Annotated in this window: 17 protein-coding genes; 5 read left to right on the forward strand and 12 right to left on the reverse strand. The window is 41.9% G+C overall.

All coding sequences use genetic code 11. The annotated features are described in order from the left end of the window. Positions 1 to 95: 95 nt before the first annotated feature. The 8 genes from AC1DU2_RS06180 to AC1DU2_RS06215 all read right to left on the reverse strand — a co-directional run bounded on the left by AC1DU2_RS06180 (position 96) and on the right by AC1DU2_RS06215 (position 7272). A complete protein-coding gene (locus AC1DU2_RS06180) occupies positions 96 to 509 on the reverse strand; it encodes a VOC family protein (protein ID WP_147056794.1) in 414 nt (137 codons plus the stop codon). A 69-nt stretch (positions 510 to 578) separates the two neighbouring features. Beyond that, entirely contained in the window at positions 579 to 1004 is a 426-nt protein-coding gene (locus AC1DU2_RS06185) for a helix-turn-helix domain-containing protein (protein ID WP_477367103.1), read from the reverse strand. A gap of 170 nt (positions 1005 to 1174) precedes the next feature. Then, complete coding sequence (locus AC1DU2_RS06190; RefSeq protein ID WP_477367100.1) at positions 1175 to 1531, reverse strand: VOC family protein; 357 nt, start codon at positions 1529 to 1531, stop codon at positions 1175 to 1177. 5 nt (positions 1532 to 1536) lie between these two features. Then, a complete protein-coding gene (locus AC1DU2_RS06195; RefSeq protein WP_477383374.1) occupies positions 1537 to 1848 on the reverse strand; it encodes an ArsR/SmtB family transcription factor in 312 nt (103 codons plus the stop codon). Further along, positions 1845 to 2282 carry an SRPBCC family protein gene (locus tag AC1DU2_RS06200; RefSeq protein ID WP_477367094.1) on the reverse strand — a complete coding sequence of 146 codons (438 nt, stop codon included), beginning with the start codon at positions 2280 to 2282 and terminating at the stop codon, positions 1845 to 1847. The genes AC1DU2_RS06195 and AC1DU2_RS06200 overlap by 4 nt, the downstream gene beginning before the upstream one ends. A gap of 363 nt (positions 2283 to 2645) precedes the next feature. Beyond that, on the reverse strand, positions 2646 to 2936 hold the full coding sequence (locus AC1DU2_RS06205) for a hypothetical protein (RefSeq protein ID WP_477383376.1): 291 nt from the start codon (positions 2934 to 2936) through the stop codon (positions 2646 to 2648). Between the two features lie 10 nt (positions 2937 to 2946). Next, positions 2947 to 6063 carry an AsmA family protein gene (locus tag AC1DU2_RS06210; RefSeq protein ID WP_477383377.1) on the reverse strand — a complete coding sequence of 1039 codons (3117 nt, stop codon included), beginning with the start codon at positions 6061 to 6063 and terminating at the stop codon, positions 2947 to 2949. A gap of 351 nt (positions 6064 to 6414) precedes the next feature. Beyond that, positions 6415 to 7272: an ankyrin repeat domain-containing protein gene (locus AC1DU2_RS06215; RefSeq protein ID WP_477383378.1), complete on the reverse strand. Its 858-nt coding sequence runs from the start codon at positions 7270 to 7272 to the stop codon at positions 6415 to 6417. A gap of 94 nt (positions 7273 to 7366) precedes the next feature. Here AC1DU2_RS06215 and AC1DU2_RS06220 point away from each other — a divergent pair, with 94 nt between their 5' ends. Then, entirely contained in the window at positions 7367 to 8125 is a 759-nt protein-coding gene (locus AC1DU2_RS06220; RefSeq protein ID WP_477383380.1) for a hypothetical protein, read from the forward strand. Positions 8126 to 8140: 15 nt separating this feature from the next. Here AC1DU2_RS06220 and AC1DU2_RS06225 read toward each other — a convergent pair whose 3' ends face one another. Next, entirely contained in the window at positions 8141 to 10576 is a 2436-nt protein-coding gene (locus AC1DU2_RS06225) for a TonB-dependent receptor (RefSeq protein WP_477383382.1), read from the reverse strand. A gap of 531 nt (positions 10577 to 11107) precedes the next feature. Here AC1DU2_RS06225 and AC1DU2_RS06230 point away from each other — a divergent pair. The 4 genes from AC1DU2_RS06230 (at position 11108) to AC1DU2_RS06245 (ending at position 12726) form a co-directional block, all read left to right on the forward strand. Beyond that, positions 11108 to 11518, forward strand: coding sequence for a response regulator (locus tag AC1DU2_RS06230; protein ID WP_477367075.1), 411 nt, complete (start codon positions 11108 to 11110; stop codon positions 11516 to 11518). Positions 11519 to 11568: 50 nt separating this feature from the next. Beyond that, positions 11569 to 11928: a response regulator gene (locus tag AC1DU2_RS06235; RefSeq protein ID WP_477383384.1), complete on the forward strand. Its 360-nt coding sequence runs from the start codon at positions 11569 to 11571 to the stop codon at positions 11926 to 11928. A gap of 104 nt (positions 11929 to 12032) precedes the next feature. Further along, positions 12033 to 12572 (forward strand): hypothetical protein, encoded by a 540-nt coding sequence (locus AC1DU2_RS06240; RefSeq protein ID WP_477367069.1) that lies wholly within the window; start codon positions 12033 to 12035, stop codon positions 12570 to 12572. Next, a complete protein-coding gene (locus tag AC1DU2_RS06245) occupies positions 12562 to 12726 on the forward strand; it encodes a hypothetical protein (protein ID WP_477367066.1) in 165 nt (54 codons plus the stop codon). Before AC1DU2_RS06240 ends, AC1DU2_RS06245 begins: the two co-directional genes overlap by 11 nt. Positions 12727 to 12853: 127 nt before the next feature. Here AC1DU2_RS06245 and AC1DU2_RS06250 read toward each other — a convergent pair whose 3' ends face one another. From AC1DU2_RS06250 to AC1DU2_RS06260, 3 genes are all read right to left on the reverse strand, one after another. Further along, positions 12854 to 14677, reverse strand: a complete 1824-nt coding sequence (locus AC1DU2_RS06250; protein WP_477367063.1) for a PAS domain S-box protein — start codon at positions 14675 to 14677, stop codon at positions 12854 to 12856. A 20-nt stretch (positions 14678 to 14697) separates the two neighbouring features. Beyond that, positions 14698 to 16263: an ATP-binding protein gene (locus tag AC1DU2_RS06255; protein ID WP_477383386.1), complete on the reverse strand. Its 1566-nt coding sequence runs from the start codon at positions 16261 to 16263 to the stop codon at positions 14698 to 14700. A 157-nt stretch (positions 16264 to 16420) separates the two neighbouring features. After that, complete coding sequence (locus AC1DU2_RS06260; protein WP_477367057.1) at positions 16421 to 16735, reverse strand: hypothetical protein; 315 nt, start codon at positions 16733 to 16735, stop codon at positions 16421 to 16423. Positions 16736 to 16908 lie beyond the last annotated feature (173 nt).

Consider the following 16908-nt stretch of genomic DNA (forward strand, 5'->3'; position numbering starts at 1 on the left):
ACAGCTTTAAGTCAAAAGTCTTAAGTTCCAAGTCAAAAAAGAAAAAATCCACCTTTTGGCTTACGACTTTGTACTATTGACTTAACACTATCCCTTTATTTTTGCTTTTCGCCTAAGGAAAACCAGTTGCCCGAGTCGTCTTTAAACAGTGCCTCAAAGCCGTAAAACTCTTTGGTAGGTTCTTTTTTAAACTCAACACCTTTTGCTTTCAACTCCTCGTAAGTTGCCACCAGGTCGTTACATTCAAATACGCCAAAGCCAAAGGTGCCCTGGCTTACCAGGTTGCGCATTTGTTGGGCGGCATCCTTTTTAAACATCATTCCTTCGGCAATGGCCATGAGCGAGATTTCCAGTTCCGGCTGTTCCGGCGGGCATACGGTAAGCCAGCGCATTCCCGGCCCCATGGATGCATCGGTATGCACCTTAAAGCCCAGTTTATTAACGTAAAAATCATAAGCACTGTCCTGGTCCAGAACAAATATGCTAACATGGTTCATTTTTGTGATCATGGTGCCAATTGTTTATTTGCATCAAATATGAATATTAGCAACGGTCTTCACCTATCCAAAATTGCTGTTTTAAACCCAGCCATTTTCTTGCGCAAAACAATTGGGGATAAATTTCAGCGGTGCCTTCACCATATCAGCGGCTCTTTGAAGTTCCCGCTGCTGGTATACCGATGGCGACAAGAGGATTATCTTTTTAAACAAAGCCGAAAAAGAAGTAACACTATCAAAACCTACAGCATAACAAGCTCCGGTTACAGATGCGCCTTTCTGTAAAAGCAGGCGGGCCTGCTCAACCCTCACCGCTATCAGGTACTGGTGCGGGGTTTTGCCATAAGTGGTTTTAAACAGCCGGATAAAGTGAAACTTCGAGAAAAAAGCTTCATCGGCAATATCATCCAGGTTAATAGCCTCGTGATAATGGCCATCAATAAAAAGCTTGGCATGCACAATACGCCTATACAAATAAATCTTCGGGAATGATGCCATATCATTCATTAGCTTGCTGTTACAATGCCGGTAAATATCGGGGAATTATTTGAAATCAGCGTTTGCAGGATTTGAGAATTAGCAGAATTTTGTCTGAACCTGGATTAAGCAGACTAAAGGGTTATCACGATTCCGACAATTTTCAAATCCTCAAATAATTCTTTCATCTGCACATCAATTCAATCCCCATGCAAGCTCATCACGTTGCCATCCGGATCTTTAATACCCAGGAATTTACCCCAGGGCGTTTCGTCAACCTTGCCTAATTGGATGCCTTTGGCGGTAAGGTCGGCAATGTCGGCGTCCAGATCGTCGGTTTTAATAACAAAGCCGCGCACGCTACCTGCCGGCATTTCCGGAAACCAGTTTACCAGGGTGATAGAAACAGCCGAGTTTGGGTATCCCATCTGGATCCATTGCGAACCATTAGGCCCAAAAGGAGCTTCAACAATAACTTCGAAACCCAGTTTTTGGTAAAATGTCTTTGCTGCCTGCTGGTTGGTTACCGGGATAGAGATAATTTCAATTGCTTTCATATTATTTAGCGTTGGTTTAAAAGATTTTCGAGGTTGTTTAATTTCTGTTTCCAGAAACGATCAAAGTATTCAATCCATTGTTTTACTTCTTCAAAGCCATCTGCCTTCAATTCGCAATAGCGCTCACGGCCGCTATCTGTAATTACTATCAGGCCGGCATCATACAGCACCTTTATATGTTTTGAAACCGCGGGCCGGCTGATATCAAAATTACCCGCAATGGTATTTATGGATTGCTTGTCATGTGATAGCAGCATTAAAATAGCCCGCCGGTTGCTGTCGGCAATGGCTTCAAAAGGGTTTGTTATCGCTCTCATTTTGTATCGTTTAGTAATTTAGCCAACCGCCTTGGGATTCCTTTCTTCCAGCCACGTTCCATAAACAAGCTCGATATCATATTCTTGAAGCCTTTGAAACCGCTATGTTCCAAAACCAGCCTGGTACCATCGCCGTCGGCGCTTAACGTCCAGGTAAGTACAGTATCTAATTCAATTACCCCGGGCCTGGGTCCGCCTTTCCAATTGTAAACCAGTTTTTGGTGGGGTATTATCTCCAGTACTTCGCAGTAAACAATACCGTCCCAGCCCATTTTAGGTAATGGTTTGCTGTGAAACTGAAATTTGTGACCAACCACCGGCTTAAAATCATTTTTCATCAACCATTGGCTAACCAGGTCGGCATCGGTCAAATAGCGCCAAACTTTTTCTGCCGGGTGGGCGAAATACCATTTAATAACTAAATCTCTTTGCATAACATGTAACCTATGAGTTACACAAACATATATGTAACTTATGAGTTACGCAAATAATATTTTTCTTTTTTAATCCCTGCGGCTATCTTTTTCGTAATTCGGTTTAAACCGGCCCAAAACACTAAAAAAAGCATGTTGGCAAAAACCTGTCGGTTTAAATTAATATGGTTGGTATATTTATACATTCATGTCAGCAAATCAACATCAATTTTATGGTGGCCTGCCGGTTAACAACATCCCACTTGGCGATCTTTTTATTAGAGAAGATTTATTTAGGGACGTCCCTGATGATTGGCATATTATCATAACCGATATTAAGGGAAGGGTGTGCTGAAGCTAATGGGTTTAATACGATAGGATTAGCTATCTGCCCAACGTAAAATTCATATAAATGAACATTGCAATAACCGATACCGTAGTTACGATATAAAGCGCCGTTGATTTTATAATAATCCGTCTCCAAAGCAAGGCCATCAAAATAGCCATATGAATAATTACAAATGCCAATGAAACCCAAATGGTATATTTATCGGCTGATGCGCTTTCGCCATAAATAAAAAAGCGGGCAAATTGACCTATGATCTGGAGCATAAAAAACAGCACCAGATTTAACATCGTAGTCACCACAAAAACAAATATTTTTTTTATCAGCATATTGCTTTCCCTACTCTCCTTCCGGCGTCTCCTTTAATTCGTCTTCTTTTTTACCCTTGCCCAGTTTAACTATGGGTTTTTCCTGTGTACCGGTAATGGTCATGGGAATACCAAAGATACCCAGCGGTGGCAGGCCAAGACGGAATTGCAGGTTCAGCTTGCCATCAAAACTTACCTGCCCCTCAAATCTTGGGCGGAAGCCGGCCATCCTCATTTTTGTACGCTGAATGGTGATGATATTGTTGGCTATGATAGTTTTAATATCAACCTTGCTTACATCGTTTTTGCCCCCCAGGCTATCGCGCCCGGTTGTTTTACCTACGGCGCTAAATAGTTTAAAGCCTTTTACCTTTACCTTTTTAACCGAAAGCACTCCCCCGCCCTTCAGCGATGGATAAATGGGTTTCATGTCGCCGTTAAGCTTGCCACTTAGTTTATAATCCAACGATACAATACCCTCGGCACTTGCAGCAGATGTGGCCATGTCATGAAACAACTTTACCTCTTTATAAGCCCTTTTAATGTCAAAATCTTTGGCATCAATATGATAATCAAAATAAGCTTTTTGCGGGCTGATGCTGCCATAGGTGGCGTCCATTACCACAGGCGCACCTATCATGGTAAAACCTGTTTGTTTTAAAACTATCTGGCCCTTGCTTACGCTCATTTGCCCTTTGGCGTCATTAATATCAAGGCCATTGTATTTTACTTTTTTAACATCGGCGGTAAAGCTAAGATCGAGGTTGGCGGGTACGAGGATAACGCCTGATTTAGCCGCTTTCGGGGTTGACGGGCCACTGGCAAAAGCCGTAAAATCATCGGCAATGATAAGCCCGCTGCTTAAATTAAATTCGCCTTTCAACGGCGAATTGGGTTTCACAGCATAATCTATCACATTGGATAACGCGCCGTTAAGCACAATAACCGATTTACCGTAATTAGCGGTAAACTGATCGAATTTCATTTTATCCTGGTTAAAACTAAACAAGCCTGTTTTAATGAGGAATGGTTTTGGGAACAACTCGGATGTTAAAATCAAGTCTTTCACCTTCATGGTGCCCGAGTTGGCCAATTGATCATACCGGCCGGCTGTGGCGTCGCTTTGTTTACCTTTAAGGGACAGGTTGGTGGTGATAAGCCCTTTTACATTGTATCCTGCCATGGCAAACACCTTGTAAATTTTACCAATATCCAACGATCCGTGCGATTTGATGCTATAATCCAGGTTATCAAAGTTTTTTAGGTTGGCTTTCAGCATGAAAGGCTGTCCCTCGAAGGTGAGGGATACCGGCTTGATATTAACCATCAAACCTTTTAATGACCCGGTGCTGTTGCTGATAGCTGTGCTTATCTCCAGGTTTTCAACCGGGTGCGGGTAATATTTGGTTTGAATGTAACCGCCATGCAAATCAATCTGCACGTTGGTAACCGGGAATATTCTTTTGGCCGGGATATACCTCCCTTTGGTTTGTACGTCGGCATCCAGATTGCCACGCAAACCAATGCTATCAACCGGGTAAAACTTTTTAATATCGGCCAGATCAAATTTCGCCTTCAGGTCGGCATCAATTAAGGCACCTGCGGTATTGCTTAGTTTTAAATAACCTTTAATATAGTTGTTCAGCGCGTTAATATTCAGGTTGGTCATGGCCATGGCGGCATGGGCCGGGTTTTGGTCGGGGCAGTTGGCATCAAGGTTAAAACTTACGTTTTTCATGGCCTCGGGCAGTTTGGCATATTTAAAGTAGCCATCCCGGAAAGCAGAATGCAGCGTAAACTTAGGGATACTGGTAATCACGGTATCAATATGATGCCTGATGCCTGTTTTCCTGATCCCGGTGGCGTATTTACCTTCGGCTACCATGTGCAACGAGTAGCGGCCTTTTACATCAAAAGCCTTTACTCCAAAGGCCTTGTTCCATTTCTCCAGGTCAATCTCGGTATTTATTTTGGCGAAGATCTGCGGCGATTTAACACCCTTCACTTTAATAACCGATCCAAAGTAATCCTTGCCAATATTAAAATACACCGAGTCGATATTCAGGTTCAGGCTATCGGGATTACAACCCGGAACTTTAGCCTCCATGTTCAGGTATAGGTTTTTTACCGGCTCGGGTGTTTTTTTATTGGCGATATAACCATCGCGGATCTTCATACTGAAATCAAGATCAGGCATTTGTTTGGTGGCGGCAATGTACTTGCCAACAAGCGACATCGTAATCTTCCCGTTACCATTCAGTTCGGTATCATCGGTCCACTTGGCATATTGGGCAGGCAGGGCGGTAAAAATATCGCTCAGATCCTGCTGATCAGATTTTATCCTGAAATCCATACCGTAACCATCTTTCAAAAATTCAAACCTGCCTTTAAAATCAACCGGCAACGCATTAATCATGAGGTCGTTTTTTTGAAATACAAAAGCAAGCGATTTGGTGTTGATGCTGGTAACCAAATCGGCATTTACTTTTTTATGGTAGATATAGGTTTGGCCACCGTAGCTAAAATCTATCGAACCTATCTCGGTGTGGGTGTACAGGTCAAACACATCTTTGCTCAGGTCGCCCCTGCCCTGGTAGTTAAAATCGCGGGCATCAACCAGCAATGGCATCGATTTATCGTTATACACCAGGTGGCTTTTTTCAATCAGTATCTGCTCAATACCTAATGATGCGCTTGCAGTATCCACTGCCTGCGCCGGTTGGGCGGGCTTGGCCTTGTACACATTATAGTTGGCATGCCCGGCGCTATCTACCTGGATATTGATTGTGGCTTTGCTCAGGTAAACGCGGTTAATGTTGATTTTACTTTTAAATACCGAGGAAAGGTCAATAGCCAGCGAAATTTCTTTTGCGGCTACCAATGTATCATTCTGAAAAGGGGCACTACCATTGAGCGAAAAATCGTTCAACGTAAGTGTAAGCGCCGGGAATTTTTTAAAGAAAGACAGGCTTGTACCCGAAAAATTGAGCTTACCATTGATACTGCTGCCCGCCCATTGTTTTATTTTATTGGTAATAGTTTGCGGAAACAAGTATGGCAGTAAAAACATTAATATCAACAGGCTCACCAGGGTAATGCCGGTAATTTTAAGCGTTTTAACGAGTATTTTTTTTATTGGGATGGGCATAAAAATATAGATGATCAGGTGCCATAAAGATAGAGCAAAAAGTTGTGCTGTTGGTAGAATTTAGCTACAAAATAGACTAGCACCCTATAAACCTCCCCTGGGAGCTACCGTATGCGCACATCTTTTTTGAAAGAAAATTGTCATTTCGATTGAGCAAGGGAAGGCAAAGAGCGGGAGCGCGAAAGAGAAACTATCTCTTGAGTGTAGCGAAAAATCTTGAACGCCCTGCTTCCAAACCAGCATATCGGAATGCAGGGCGTTCAAGATTTCTCCTCACCCCACCTGCACACAATCCACCATGTTCGTTCGAAATGACACCGTTTTTTTAGTGATACGGGAATTGGGGTGAGCCTACCTTTTTAAATACGCCGCTATTTCCGCAAAATTCTTCCGCGCTTCATCGTTCAGGCTTTCGTCATTTTCCATGTGTAAAGCCCAGCCGAGGGGTGTACCGTTATATATCTTGTCGGGCATATCCAGCCGCGCCCCGGCCTCGACCAATAGTTTTACGCACTCCAATGAGCCGGAATATATAGCCTGGTGCAAGGGAGTAGCATGACTGTGGAAACCCGCGTTATTCTCCGGGTAGCCATTCGGGTCGGCACCGAGGTTTAGCAGGTAGGTTATCATTTGCGGCTTGCCGTAAAAACCGGCAACGGTTAATGCTACTAATAATTCGGCCTTGTCTGCCCCGGAAGTAAAACGGATTACATCGTCCATTCTATCCAGCCCGATGGCTGCTGCCAGTGTAAGCTGGCCGCCGCGCACAATTAAATGGGCGGCGGCATCAAAATTGCCATGCGCCAATGCACCCAAACCACCGCCTGGTGTTGCGCCGGCATCAATCAGCACATCCATCAAGGCTATCTGTACGCCACATTCCCAGGGGATCCTCCCGGTTGCTACCAGGCCAAGGGCATAATCAAGCTGTTGTTGCATGGTACCGGCAGCAAACTCTTTTATGTAGCCAATGAATAGCTGCGTAACATCCACAATATTTGCCGGCAGTTTGCCATTGCGGATTGGATTATCGGCCACAAACCAAAGCAGGTACGGGTTTTGGAAATAGCCGGGTTCGGGAAGGTCAAGTTTATCTTGTACCAAATGGTGGTTTTCGGTTATCAAAGCGGTTAATAATCCAATATCGCCGGTTTCAATAGCTTCCACAGCCTCCCGGAAAAGCGGATTGGTAATGTCAGAATTTTTCATCCCTCCTGATTGAATGTTAAATAGCCTTTGTCAATTAAAGATACAGATGTATATTTAAATACCGTTCTTAACGGTATTAATTTGCTTTAAACCCATGAAAAATATCATCTTTTTCGCCTTGTTTTTATTTATCATCTCCAATACACAAGCCCAGGCACCAGCTTCAATTATAAAAAGATATAAGGAAATATTTAAGTTGATAAAGGCCAATAAAGCGCAGGAACTATCAAAATTGGTGGCCTATCCCTTAATACGGCAAAACCCGCTAAAAGACATCACCAGCGCTAACGAATTTGTGGCATATTTCCCTATTTTGTTTGATGATGCTTTTAAGAAAAAAATAGCCCTATTTGCCGATAGTGATGTATTTGATCACCACGGCGGCTATGGCCTGGTTGGCGGCGCATTTGATGGCGATATATGGTTAAACAGTGATGGTAAGATACAAGCTATTAATTATAGCTCCAAGCGGGAAACCGACCTGAAAAACCTGCAGACAAAACAAATTCAAAGCAAAATATATCCAACCGTAAGCCATTGGGACGAGAATATATTGGTATTACAATCGCCCAAACTACTGATCCGTATTGACAGGGTTGGCCAAAAACTGAGGTATGTATCCTGGAGCCAGGGCCACCCTACCTCGTCAAAACCCGACCTGGTACTAACCAATGGTGTTGCAGAAGCACAAGGCACCCAGGGCGGCTGGACATATACCTTTAAAAATGGCGACTGGACCTACGTGATAGATGATGTGGAAATGTGCGAAACAGCAAGCCAATGCGGTTATTTCCTTCGCCTCAGCCTTAAAGATGTTGAAAAATCATCAGTAAGGTTGAAGGTGGTTAAATAACAATCTGCCATTTCCTCAAAACGGAAATATCACCTTGAAACTCACATTGCGGCCAATGTTATAAATACCCAGCCGGCCATTAGGCGAAGCCGTATAATATTCAAAATACTTTAGCCTGTTCAGGTTGGATTGATAGGCCGTGTCAAACAAATTATCTACCTGGAAAAAAACTTCGCAAAAGGTTTTTTCCGACCTCCGCTTTATTGTTGTACCCATACCAATGTTAATAAGCGTATAGCCGGGCGTGGCTGTTTCGGTATTATCGAGGGCATAAAACCGGTTTTGAGCGGCATAAGCATCCGCCTCTGTTTTAAACCATATTTTTGAAAACACCCCGTAAGCTTGCTGCAGGGTGATCTTTACCTCGCTGCGTAGGTGCAGCGGGGGGATAAAAGGCAGATACTTTGCCGCCCCGTTTGACTTTTGGATAAGCTGCTGATTTTGATTAATGCCCGTAACATACGCTACACTATTATTAAATGCCAGCCACTTCAGTTTCTGCGGATGCAGGTTAACCGTAAACTCAGCACCATAAAGCCGGGCCTTTGATTGCTGGTATTGATAGGTACTATTACCCGGAACAATTATTACCGGGTTGCCGGCGGCATCGGTTAGCTTAGCCTGGTATATATAATTATCAATCTGGTTGTTAAAAAACTCGGCAATAAGGTCGGCATCCTTCAGGTAAGCAATTATACCCAGGTCTTCCTGCAGGCTAAATTCGGGATTAAAACTCCTGTCGCCCAGGTAAACAATATGTGCGCCCGGGTCAAGGCCGTTGGAGCCAATTTCGGTAATGTTGGGCGCCCTGTAACCCCTGCCAACATTGGCTTTAAGCAGCAGCCTTTCGTTAATGTTGTAAGTAAGTCCCAAACTGCCCGAAAAACCTTTGTAAACATGCTTAAACGCCGGGAACTGGAGATGAGCACCCGCCGTATCGGGCAGTTTAACCTGCTGTTCAAAACCGTTGGCCGCATTAGGCCCAACATAAAAATCATTCCAGCTGATGTGGCGGTTATCATACCTTATGCCTCCCGAAACATCGAGCTTACCAAAACTTTTTTTGCCAAAGATAAAAGCCCCGGCATCAAACAGGTTGTAATCGGGTATCGGAAAATCGGTAGCGGCCTTGCTGCGGTTGGCCTGGTACATACCGTTAATGCCCACAGTACTTTCAATGCCGGCAAATGCGGGCAAATTATATTTCAAATCGTAATTAAGGGTATTAAGTACTACGAACAAACCGGCCTGCTGCGCTAAAGTAGGATGATTATATTCCCTGCGGATGCTTTGCTGCAGCCCAAGCGTGGCATCAAGGCTGCTACCATCAGTCAGTTTTACCTGGTTGTGGGTATAAATGCGGTAATGCTGAATGCGCTGATGAAGCGGAGCTATGGTATATGAGTTTAATTCATTACTGCTAACCAAAGGCCTGTTTTTGATATTATCCGCAGCCAGTTCGTTTACCTGCTTGGTAAACTGCCGCGTAAGCGAATCGCGACTGCCATCAGGTATTTCCTGCCGGTTGTCATATACCGTTGCTGCTATTTGCGAGTAGCCCCATTTTTTATCAACCCTAACCATACCCGATAAATTGTACTCCCTGAAACCTGTGTTGTAGACCAACCCATCAATTTTATCGCGGTAATCATGTGCTGCCTTGGCTGTAGCCCTAAAGGTATATTGCCAGCTTTTATTTTTGTAAGCCAGGCCAAGTGAAGAGCCAATCATGCCGTTGTTGGTATGATAATCGGCAACGTAATCGCCTTTCAATAGGCTATCTGCCCCGTTAGGAATAGCGGGGATGAGGTTAATAACACCGGCAATGGCATCCGATCCGTAGGTTAAGCTGGCCGGGCCTTTAATTACTTCGGCCCTGCCAATGCCATACTGATCTATCTCAATACCATGTTCGTCCCCCCACTGCTGCCCTTCCTGCCTGATGCCATCGTATAAAGTTAATACCCGGTTATAACCCAGTCCCCTTATAAAAGGCTTAGAGATATTAGGCCCTGTGGTAACGGCGCTTACGCCGGGTACTCCCTTTACTATGGCATCAATAATATTGTTGTTCACATTCAGGTTCATCTCCTTTTTTGTCATCACAGCAATAGGCACCGGGTTACGCCGTAGCTCGGTAGCCCGCGATACGCCTGTTATAACCACTTCGTTCAGTTTCGAATAACTCTCTTTCAGGTTGCTGTTTAAAATAACGGTTTGTTGTTTGGTAATAGTTACCCTTAATTTTTCGGGGAGATACCCAATTGCCGAAAAAGACACTTCATAGTTACCAGGAGCTATGTTTTGTAATTGATAATAACCTTTTTGGTTGGCGGTAGTACCTATAGTTGTACCTGTTATAGTAACGGAACCATAGGCCAGGGGCTCGCTGCCGGTTGTTAGGCGGCCTTTTAAAGCCCCAGCCTGGGCCAAAACGTTTATTGACGGCATTAAGAGTATTAAAAAGAGGTATAATATTTTTATTTGCATTCAGATCAATTTTTATTTTAAATACAAATCAAATAAAAATAATTAGTCTTACCTAATTTTATTAAACAAATAAAGCTAATTCCTCATTATACTTACATTAGTTAACATATCTTAGCTTAATTAAAGACTGATATCTCCACACCACCACAAGAAATAAAATGGAAAATGAGAATAGTTTAGATGGGATAAGCCTAAACAGGCAGCCAAACGATTAGGCGTTTACCCAGACGGGTATTTGCAAAACCAACAACAGGATATAAGCGGGCAGCGCAAATGTGGCACCGGGTATTGCACACCCCGTTAAAACACCTATTGCATACCCCGTTAAAAAACGGGGTATTTTAACAATAACTGTTTTTTTTATTTTGATCTTAAATAACTAAATTAGCTTTTGCATAGCCCTGTTTTTATTCCCCCTATAATTAAAACAGTTAAAACCAAAAGGAAACTTTTTCCTTAGTAAACATTTTCGCAAATATTAGGTTAATTTCAATGGATCAAAAAAACATGGCCTCCAATATCCTGGTGATAGATGACGGCGAGATTGATAATATTATTTTTGAAAAAGTGGTCAGGAGGGTAATGTCAAATTCAAGGATTGATGCCTGCAGCGATGCCCCAAGCGCTATTGCCAAACTAATGCATATCAGCAATACGGCACCTCATCTTTTCCCTGATTATATATTTTTAGACTTGACGATGCCGGTTATGGATGGTTGGGATTTTTTGGAGGAATTCAGACGATTAAATATCGATCCGCTTAAGCAAAGTAAAATATATCTTCTATCTTCGTCGATATCAATTAAAGATATTAACCGGTCGCGCATGAATCCTTTGGTGTTTGATTTTATATCTAAACCAATGAACAGGCAAAAAGCCGAAGCCATTTTTGAAGTTGCCTAAGGCTTCAGCACCGTAATATTAACATTTAACGAAACTAAACTTCTTTATCCATGTTGAAAAGCATTTTGGTAATTGAGGATGATACCGACATTTTAAGTACAATTGAAAATGTTTTGGTTTACAATAATTTTGCGGTCACGGGTTTAACCCATACTGATGACATTATTGAGTCTATCAAAACCTACAAACCCGACCTTGTGCTAACCGACTATATGCTCCCCGGTATGAATGGTGGTAAAATATGCCAAACCATTAAAAGCACCAGGGAAACTAACCATATCCCCGTTATACTTATTTCGGCTTATCACCGCCAGGCCATCTCATTGGCCAATTTCAACTACGATATTTATATCCCCAAGCCTTTTGACATCGATAAACTGGTACAAGCTATAAATAAGCTTTTAAATTAGGGGTAATTCAAAAAATAAATATGTTTAAACGTAGTAAAAATACAACTAAGAAACTTTGATGTTTTTAAATAATAAGTATATTTATTACCCCTTCAATATGGTGTATGAATAAACTATTTTTCCTTCTTTTATTTCTGGCGCCCGTGGTTTGCAACGCGCAGAACATCGATAATTTGGATATAAAAAACGGCTTTCTGCAATTTAAGCTGGGGGATAGCCTGGCAAAATATCAAACTATATTGCGCTCACCTGATAAATTAGCCCCGCATAATTATCAGGTAAAATATAAAGCCATAAAGCTTAAAAAAAACATCGATGGACTTTTTTTAATTGAAGAAAATGGCATTGTTGTAGGTATTCAAATTTATATGGTAACTGACGATCAATGTCAATTCATCAATAAAGCTTTTGAAAAAGCTTATGGAGCACCCGAAGAAATCAAAGACGACAAAGAAAACGACCTGGGCCGACATCATTCATTTAAAATATGGAAAGGAAAAAGAGTATCCGCAATAGCTGAAAGGACCAATACCAATGCACAAATTGGCGGCATAAATGCCGAGCTTGCTTTTGAAAAGCTGGAGATTAAGCAAATTAGCGATGCGGTTATTGAAGGGACTTTGGCAACTGGTTTTGAGCTTTAAAAGCACCAGGGAAACTAACCATATCCCCGTTATACTTATTTCGGCTTATCACCGGCAGGCCATTTCATTAGCCAATTTCAACTACGATATTTATATCCCCAAGCCTTTTGACATCGATAAGCTGGTACAGGCTATAAATAAGCTTTTAAATTAAGGGTAAGTTAACAGTACTAAGTCTTGAGTCAAAAGTTAGCTTTATTTTTTTGACTCAGAACTTAAGACTTCCGGCTAAAGACTATCCGTCAATATACAATTAACATCAGTTCATGATTATTGTGGCACTATAAAGCTGCCTTATCCTGTATAACCACGCTATTGCAAGGCAGTTTTATTGTTGTAACTGCACCAAGGTTGGGGCCATCGCTTTGTATTTGAAATGAGCCATCGTGACTATCAATAATCGATTTACAATTATATAAGCCCAGTCCGGTTCCGCTTTCTTTGGTTGTAAACCCTCTTTTGAAAAATTTACTCCCTGTTTCGGCATCAAAACCTTTACCATTGTCGGCCATCCTGAGTTCGAAAAAGTCATTAGCGGCGCTTAAATTGATCTCGATTGTTTTTTCGATCTTTTCAAGGTCAATAGCTTCAATGCTGTTTTTCAGCACGTTTAAAATAACCTGCATTAATTTGGTATGGTCGCCTTTTAAAACATATTCGCCCGGCGCAATTGCTACCTTTAACTGGATGCCTTTTTTATCGGCAGATGCCAAAAGCATTGCCTTACAATCGTCAATAATATTTAACAGGTTTACCATTTTACGGTCTTGCGAGCCACCATGCCCTTTAACAAACTGGCGTTGGATACTTAAAATATCCTGGATGTGGGAAAGGATATTCAACAGCTCGGTAACCGCCGTTGAAATCTCACTTTTGTTTTCGGCCTGTGATTTGTGGATACTATCTGTAAGGGATACCAGGGCCTTTGCTTTATCGGCGCCAATTGCCTGTTCAAGTGCGCTTTGCTGCCCTTTTATAAATAAAGCCAGGTTTTTAATGGTATCGATATTATACCGCTCCATCACCCGGTTAATCCGGTTAAGGTACGATCCAAAACCCACCAGCGCATTGCCAATATCATGTAATACTTCTGATGCAATTTCAAATTTACCCTGGGCTATCGCTTTTTCTAACTCCTGCTCCTTTTGTGATATCAGCTGCGCGTTTGCAAGTTTTAAATCTGCAGCCTGGCTGCGCAGCTCTTCCGATTGAAGGTTTAGTTCCTCGTTAAGCTTATTCAAGGCTTCTTCATTTTTCTTGCGCTCGGTAATGTTGTGCCCAATGCCCAATATACGTTCAACCTGCCCCATTTCATTACGTACGGGTACTTTTGATGTCAGCAGCCAGTGTTTATTGCCTTCCGTGTCAAAAAATAATTCTTCTTTGTTTACGATCGCTTTACCCTCCTGAATCACATTTAAATCATCATGATAACCGCGTAACCCAATATCATTATTAAATAGCTCAAGATCGGTTTTGCCAATTACATCAGCTTCTGATTTTGCACCAATGGTTGCTACATCGGCAACATTGGCTATTATCTTTCGGCCGTTAGCATCTTTTATATAAATAGTGTCGGGCAAATTATCAATAAGTGTTCGCAGCAGTATTTTTTCAAGCTGCAATTGTTCCTCTACTTTTTTTGATGCCGTTACATCGGTATGGGTTCCTATTACCCGTTTTGCGCTACTCCCTTGCCTATTATTTACATAGCGGCCGCGCGACCAGATCCACACCCAACTACCATCGGCATGGGCCATCCTGAAAAAATTCTCGTATATTTTTTCGGTTGGATTATTTAAATATTCTTCAAACCGGGCAGTTGCTTTTTCCCTGTCTTCAGGATGAAGCAGATTAGTCCAGGTCTCATTTAAATTACCTTTGCCCTTAGTATCAAATTCATTAATTGACCTGCCCAACAATAAAAAGTACTCTTCATTACAATTCAGAAAACCCGTTTCGGTAAAATATTCCCAGGCGCCTATATCAGATGCCAACATCAACTCCCGGTAGGTTTCAATTGTTTTTGTAAGCTCTTCAATAACTTCCGGCGAATTGGAAGCATTAACAACCGGCTGGCTATCGTTCAATGCAATATCAATCATCTTAATATATTGTTATGGTACTATAATGGCAAGCTTATCGAAAACGTGGCACCCTGATCGTTTTTCACGGTAATATTGCCGCCGTGCGCAGTTATAAACTGCTTTACAATGGCAAGGCCCAAGCCGGTTCCGTTTTTCTTTTGCCGGGTAACAAATGGCTCAAAAAGGGTACCCGCTATTTCATCGGGGATACCGGGGCCATTATCCGCTACACGTATAATCACCGCACCATCCTGCATTTCTGCACTGATATTGAGCGTGGCGTTAGGAGTTTTATGATCATGAAGCGCATCCACAGCGTTGTTTACCAGGTTACTTAACGTTCTGCGCAATTTACTCTCGTCACCATCTACAAATAAGGGGTCTGGTACATTAACATTTATAATAATATCAGCTGCACCATCCCTTATCTCTACCTGCTTTACCGCGTCCCATGAAATTTTATTTATGTTAACAGGTATTTTTTTAACAGGGGTGTTTTTTATAAAATCTAAAAAATCATCAAATATTAATGATGCCTGTTCGGCCGATTTATCAATCAAATCAATCAGGTCGCTTTCAAGGCCATCCTCACGCATCATCTCTGTCATCAATTTTATATTTTTAATAGGCGTGCGCAGGTCATGCATCACCATGCCAATTACCTGCCCTACGGCCGATAATTTTTCTTTTTGTATCAGCTTTTCATTTAACTCGGCATTTCTGATAGCCTGGGCGGCATTTTGCACAAAAAGTTTTAGCATATACATTTTTTCGGTTTTAAGCCTTTCCTGTTTTTTAAGAACCGCAAATACCGAATAAGTATCCAGGCGGGCCAAAACAAGCTCATCTACCTGTATTACCTCGTCCTTTTCTATATCTATGCTTTTTACCCGTGCAATTAGCTCCTGCAGGTTTATTTTCTCTTCTATAGCACCTATCGAAATTATTTTTTCGTAAGCAAAATCATCATCCAGTTTGCCTATCAGGGCCAGGTCGGTGTCTAACGAGCCTGCCAACTGGTCAAGAATGTTCTTCAACAATGATGTCAGCTGCATCTTGTTTAAGCCGATAGAAGAAATAGATTCTATCAGTTTTTCAAGATTCCTGAGTTTATTATAATCGGTTACGGCTTTTGTAGCCAGCTGAATAATTTCTTCGGGCGCGTAAGGTTTGCAATGATATCCTACGTTTTGCCCAGCCTGTTCAACAATTTCATCAATAGATCGGTCGCTAAAAGCGGTAATGAAAATAATTTCGGCCTTTACATCATATTTCCGGATCTCCATGGCAGTTTCCAGGCCACTCCATCCCGGCATACGCATATCCAAAAATATAACGGCATATGGCGTACCGTTTTCAACGGCTTTTTTTACCAGCTTAACGCCTTCCATCCCGTTGGGTGCTTTGGCAACAGTAAACTCCGGCAGGCCCCGGGTACGGGTTCCTAATAAGGGCTTCGGAACGTCAAAAAGAATATTAAATGCCTGATCGATATTTTCCTGCTCTTCATCATTATAATTGGGCATCAATATATCTTCAATATTATCCCGAACTAATTCCTCATCATCAATGACCAGGACAGCAGTATTAGGCTTATTCATCATTCTTTAAAATAGATTTAACGTAGGGGTTTTTAACTACAGGCTTCTACGATAAATTTTGATTTAGGTTGTTGAATTATGAAAACTGCCGGAATAATATAAATAGCGACATTAAATACACAGAACCCAAGGTATAATACTTAAAACAATAAAACAGATGCTATCGCTTTATTAGCTTTGGATTTGCGCAAACATTATCGTTAAAAATTCGGGACCATTGTTCAAATGATATTGCTGTTTCTTCGGTATTGTTATCAAAATAAATCCAACAATTGCTTTGTTTTGCTAAACGGGTAAGCTCATCAATATTGGCCTGTGTTATAAAGTAAAGTCCATATAGCCGCTCTCCGTTCATCAGGGCACCCCATAAAACATATTCCAAATTCATCATCCAACCTGCGCAATACGCCTTTTCGGATATATCGCTCATAAAATCGACAAGCTTTTGTTGGCCACTGGTTAAGATGGTATTCATAACGATAAAAATAGGTGTAAAAGCACTTCACTCCCAGATTCATTTTACATGTGGGGTAAAAGGGGGGGGCAGATCGTTTTTGCGAGCAAAACAAGGCAAAACAAAAGTGAGACCGCCTTTTTTAATTAACCGCAGGGTTTTCTTCCTTAACCTTTTTGTTCGCTTTCCGAACG

It is taken from the genome of Mucilaginibacter sp. P4_C11 (genome assembly GCF_056402115.1).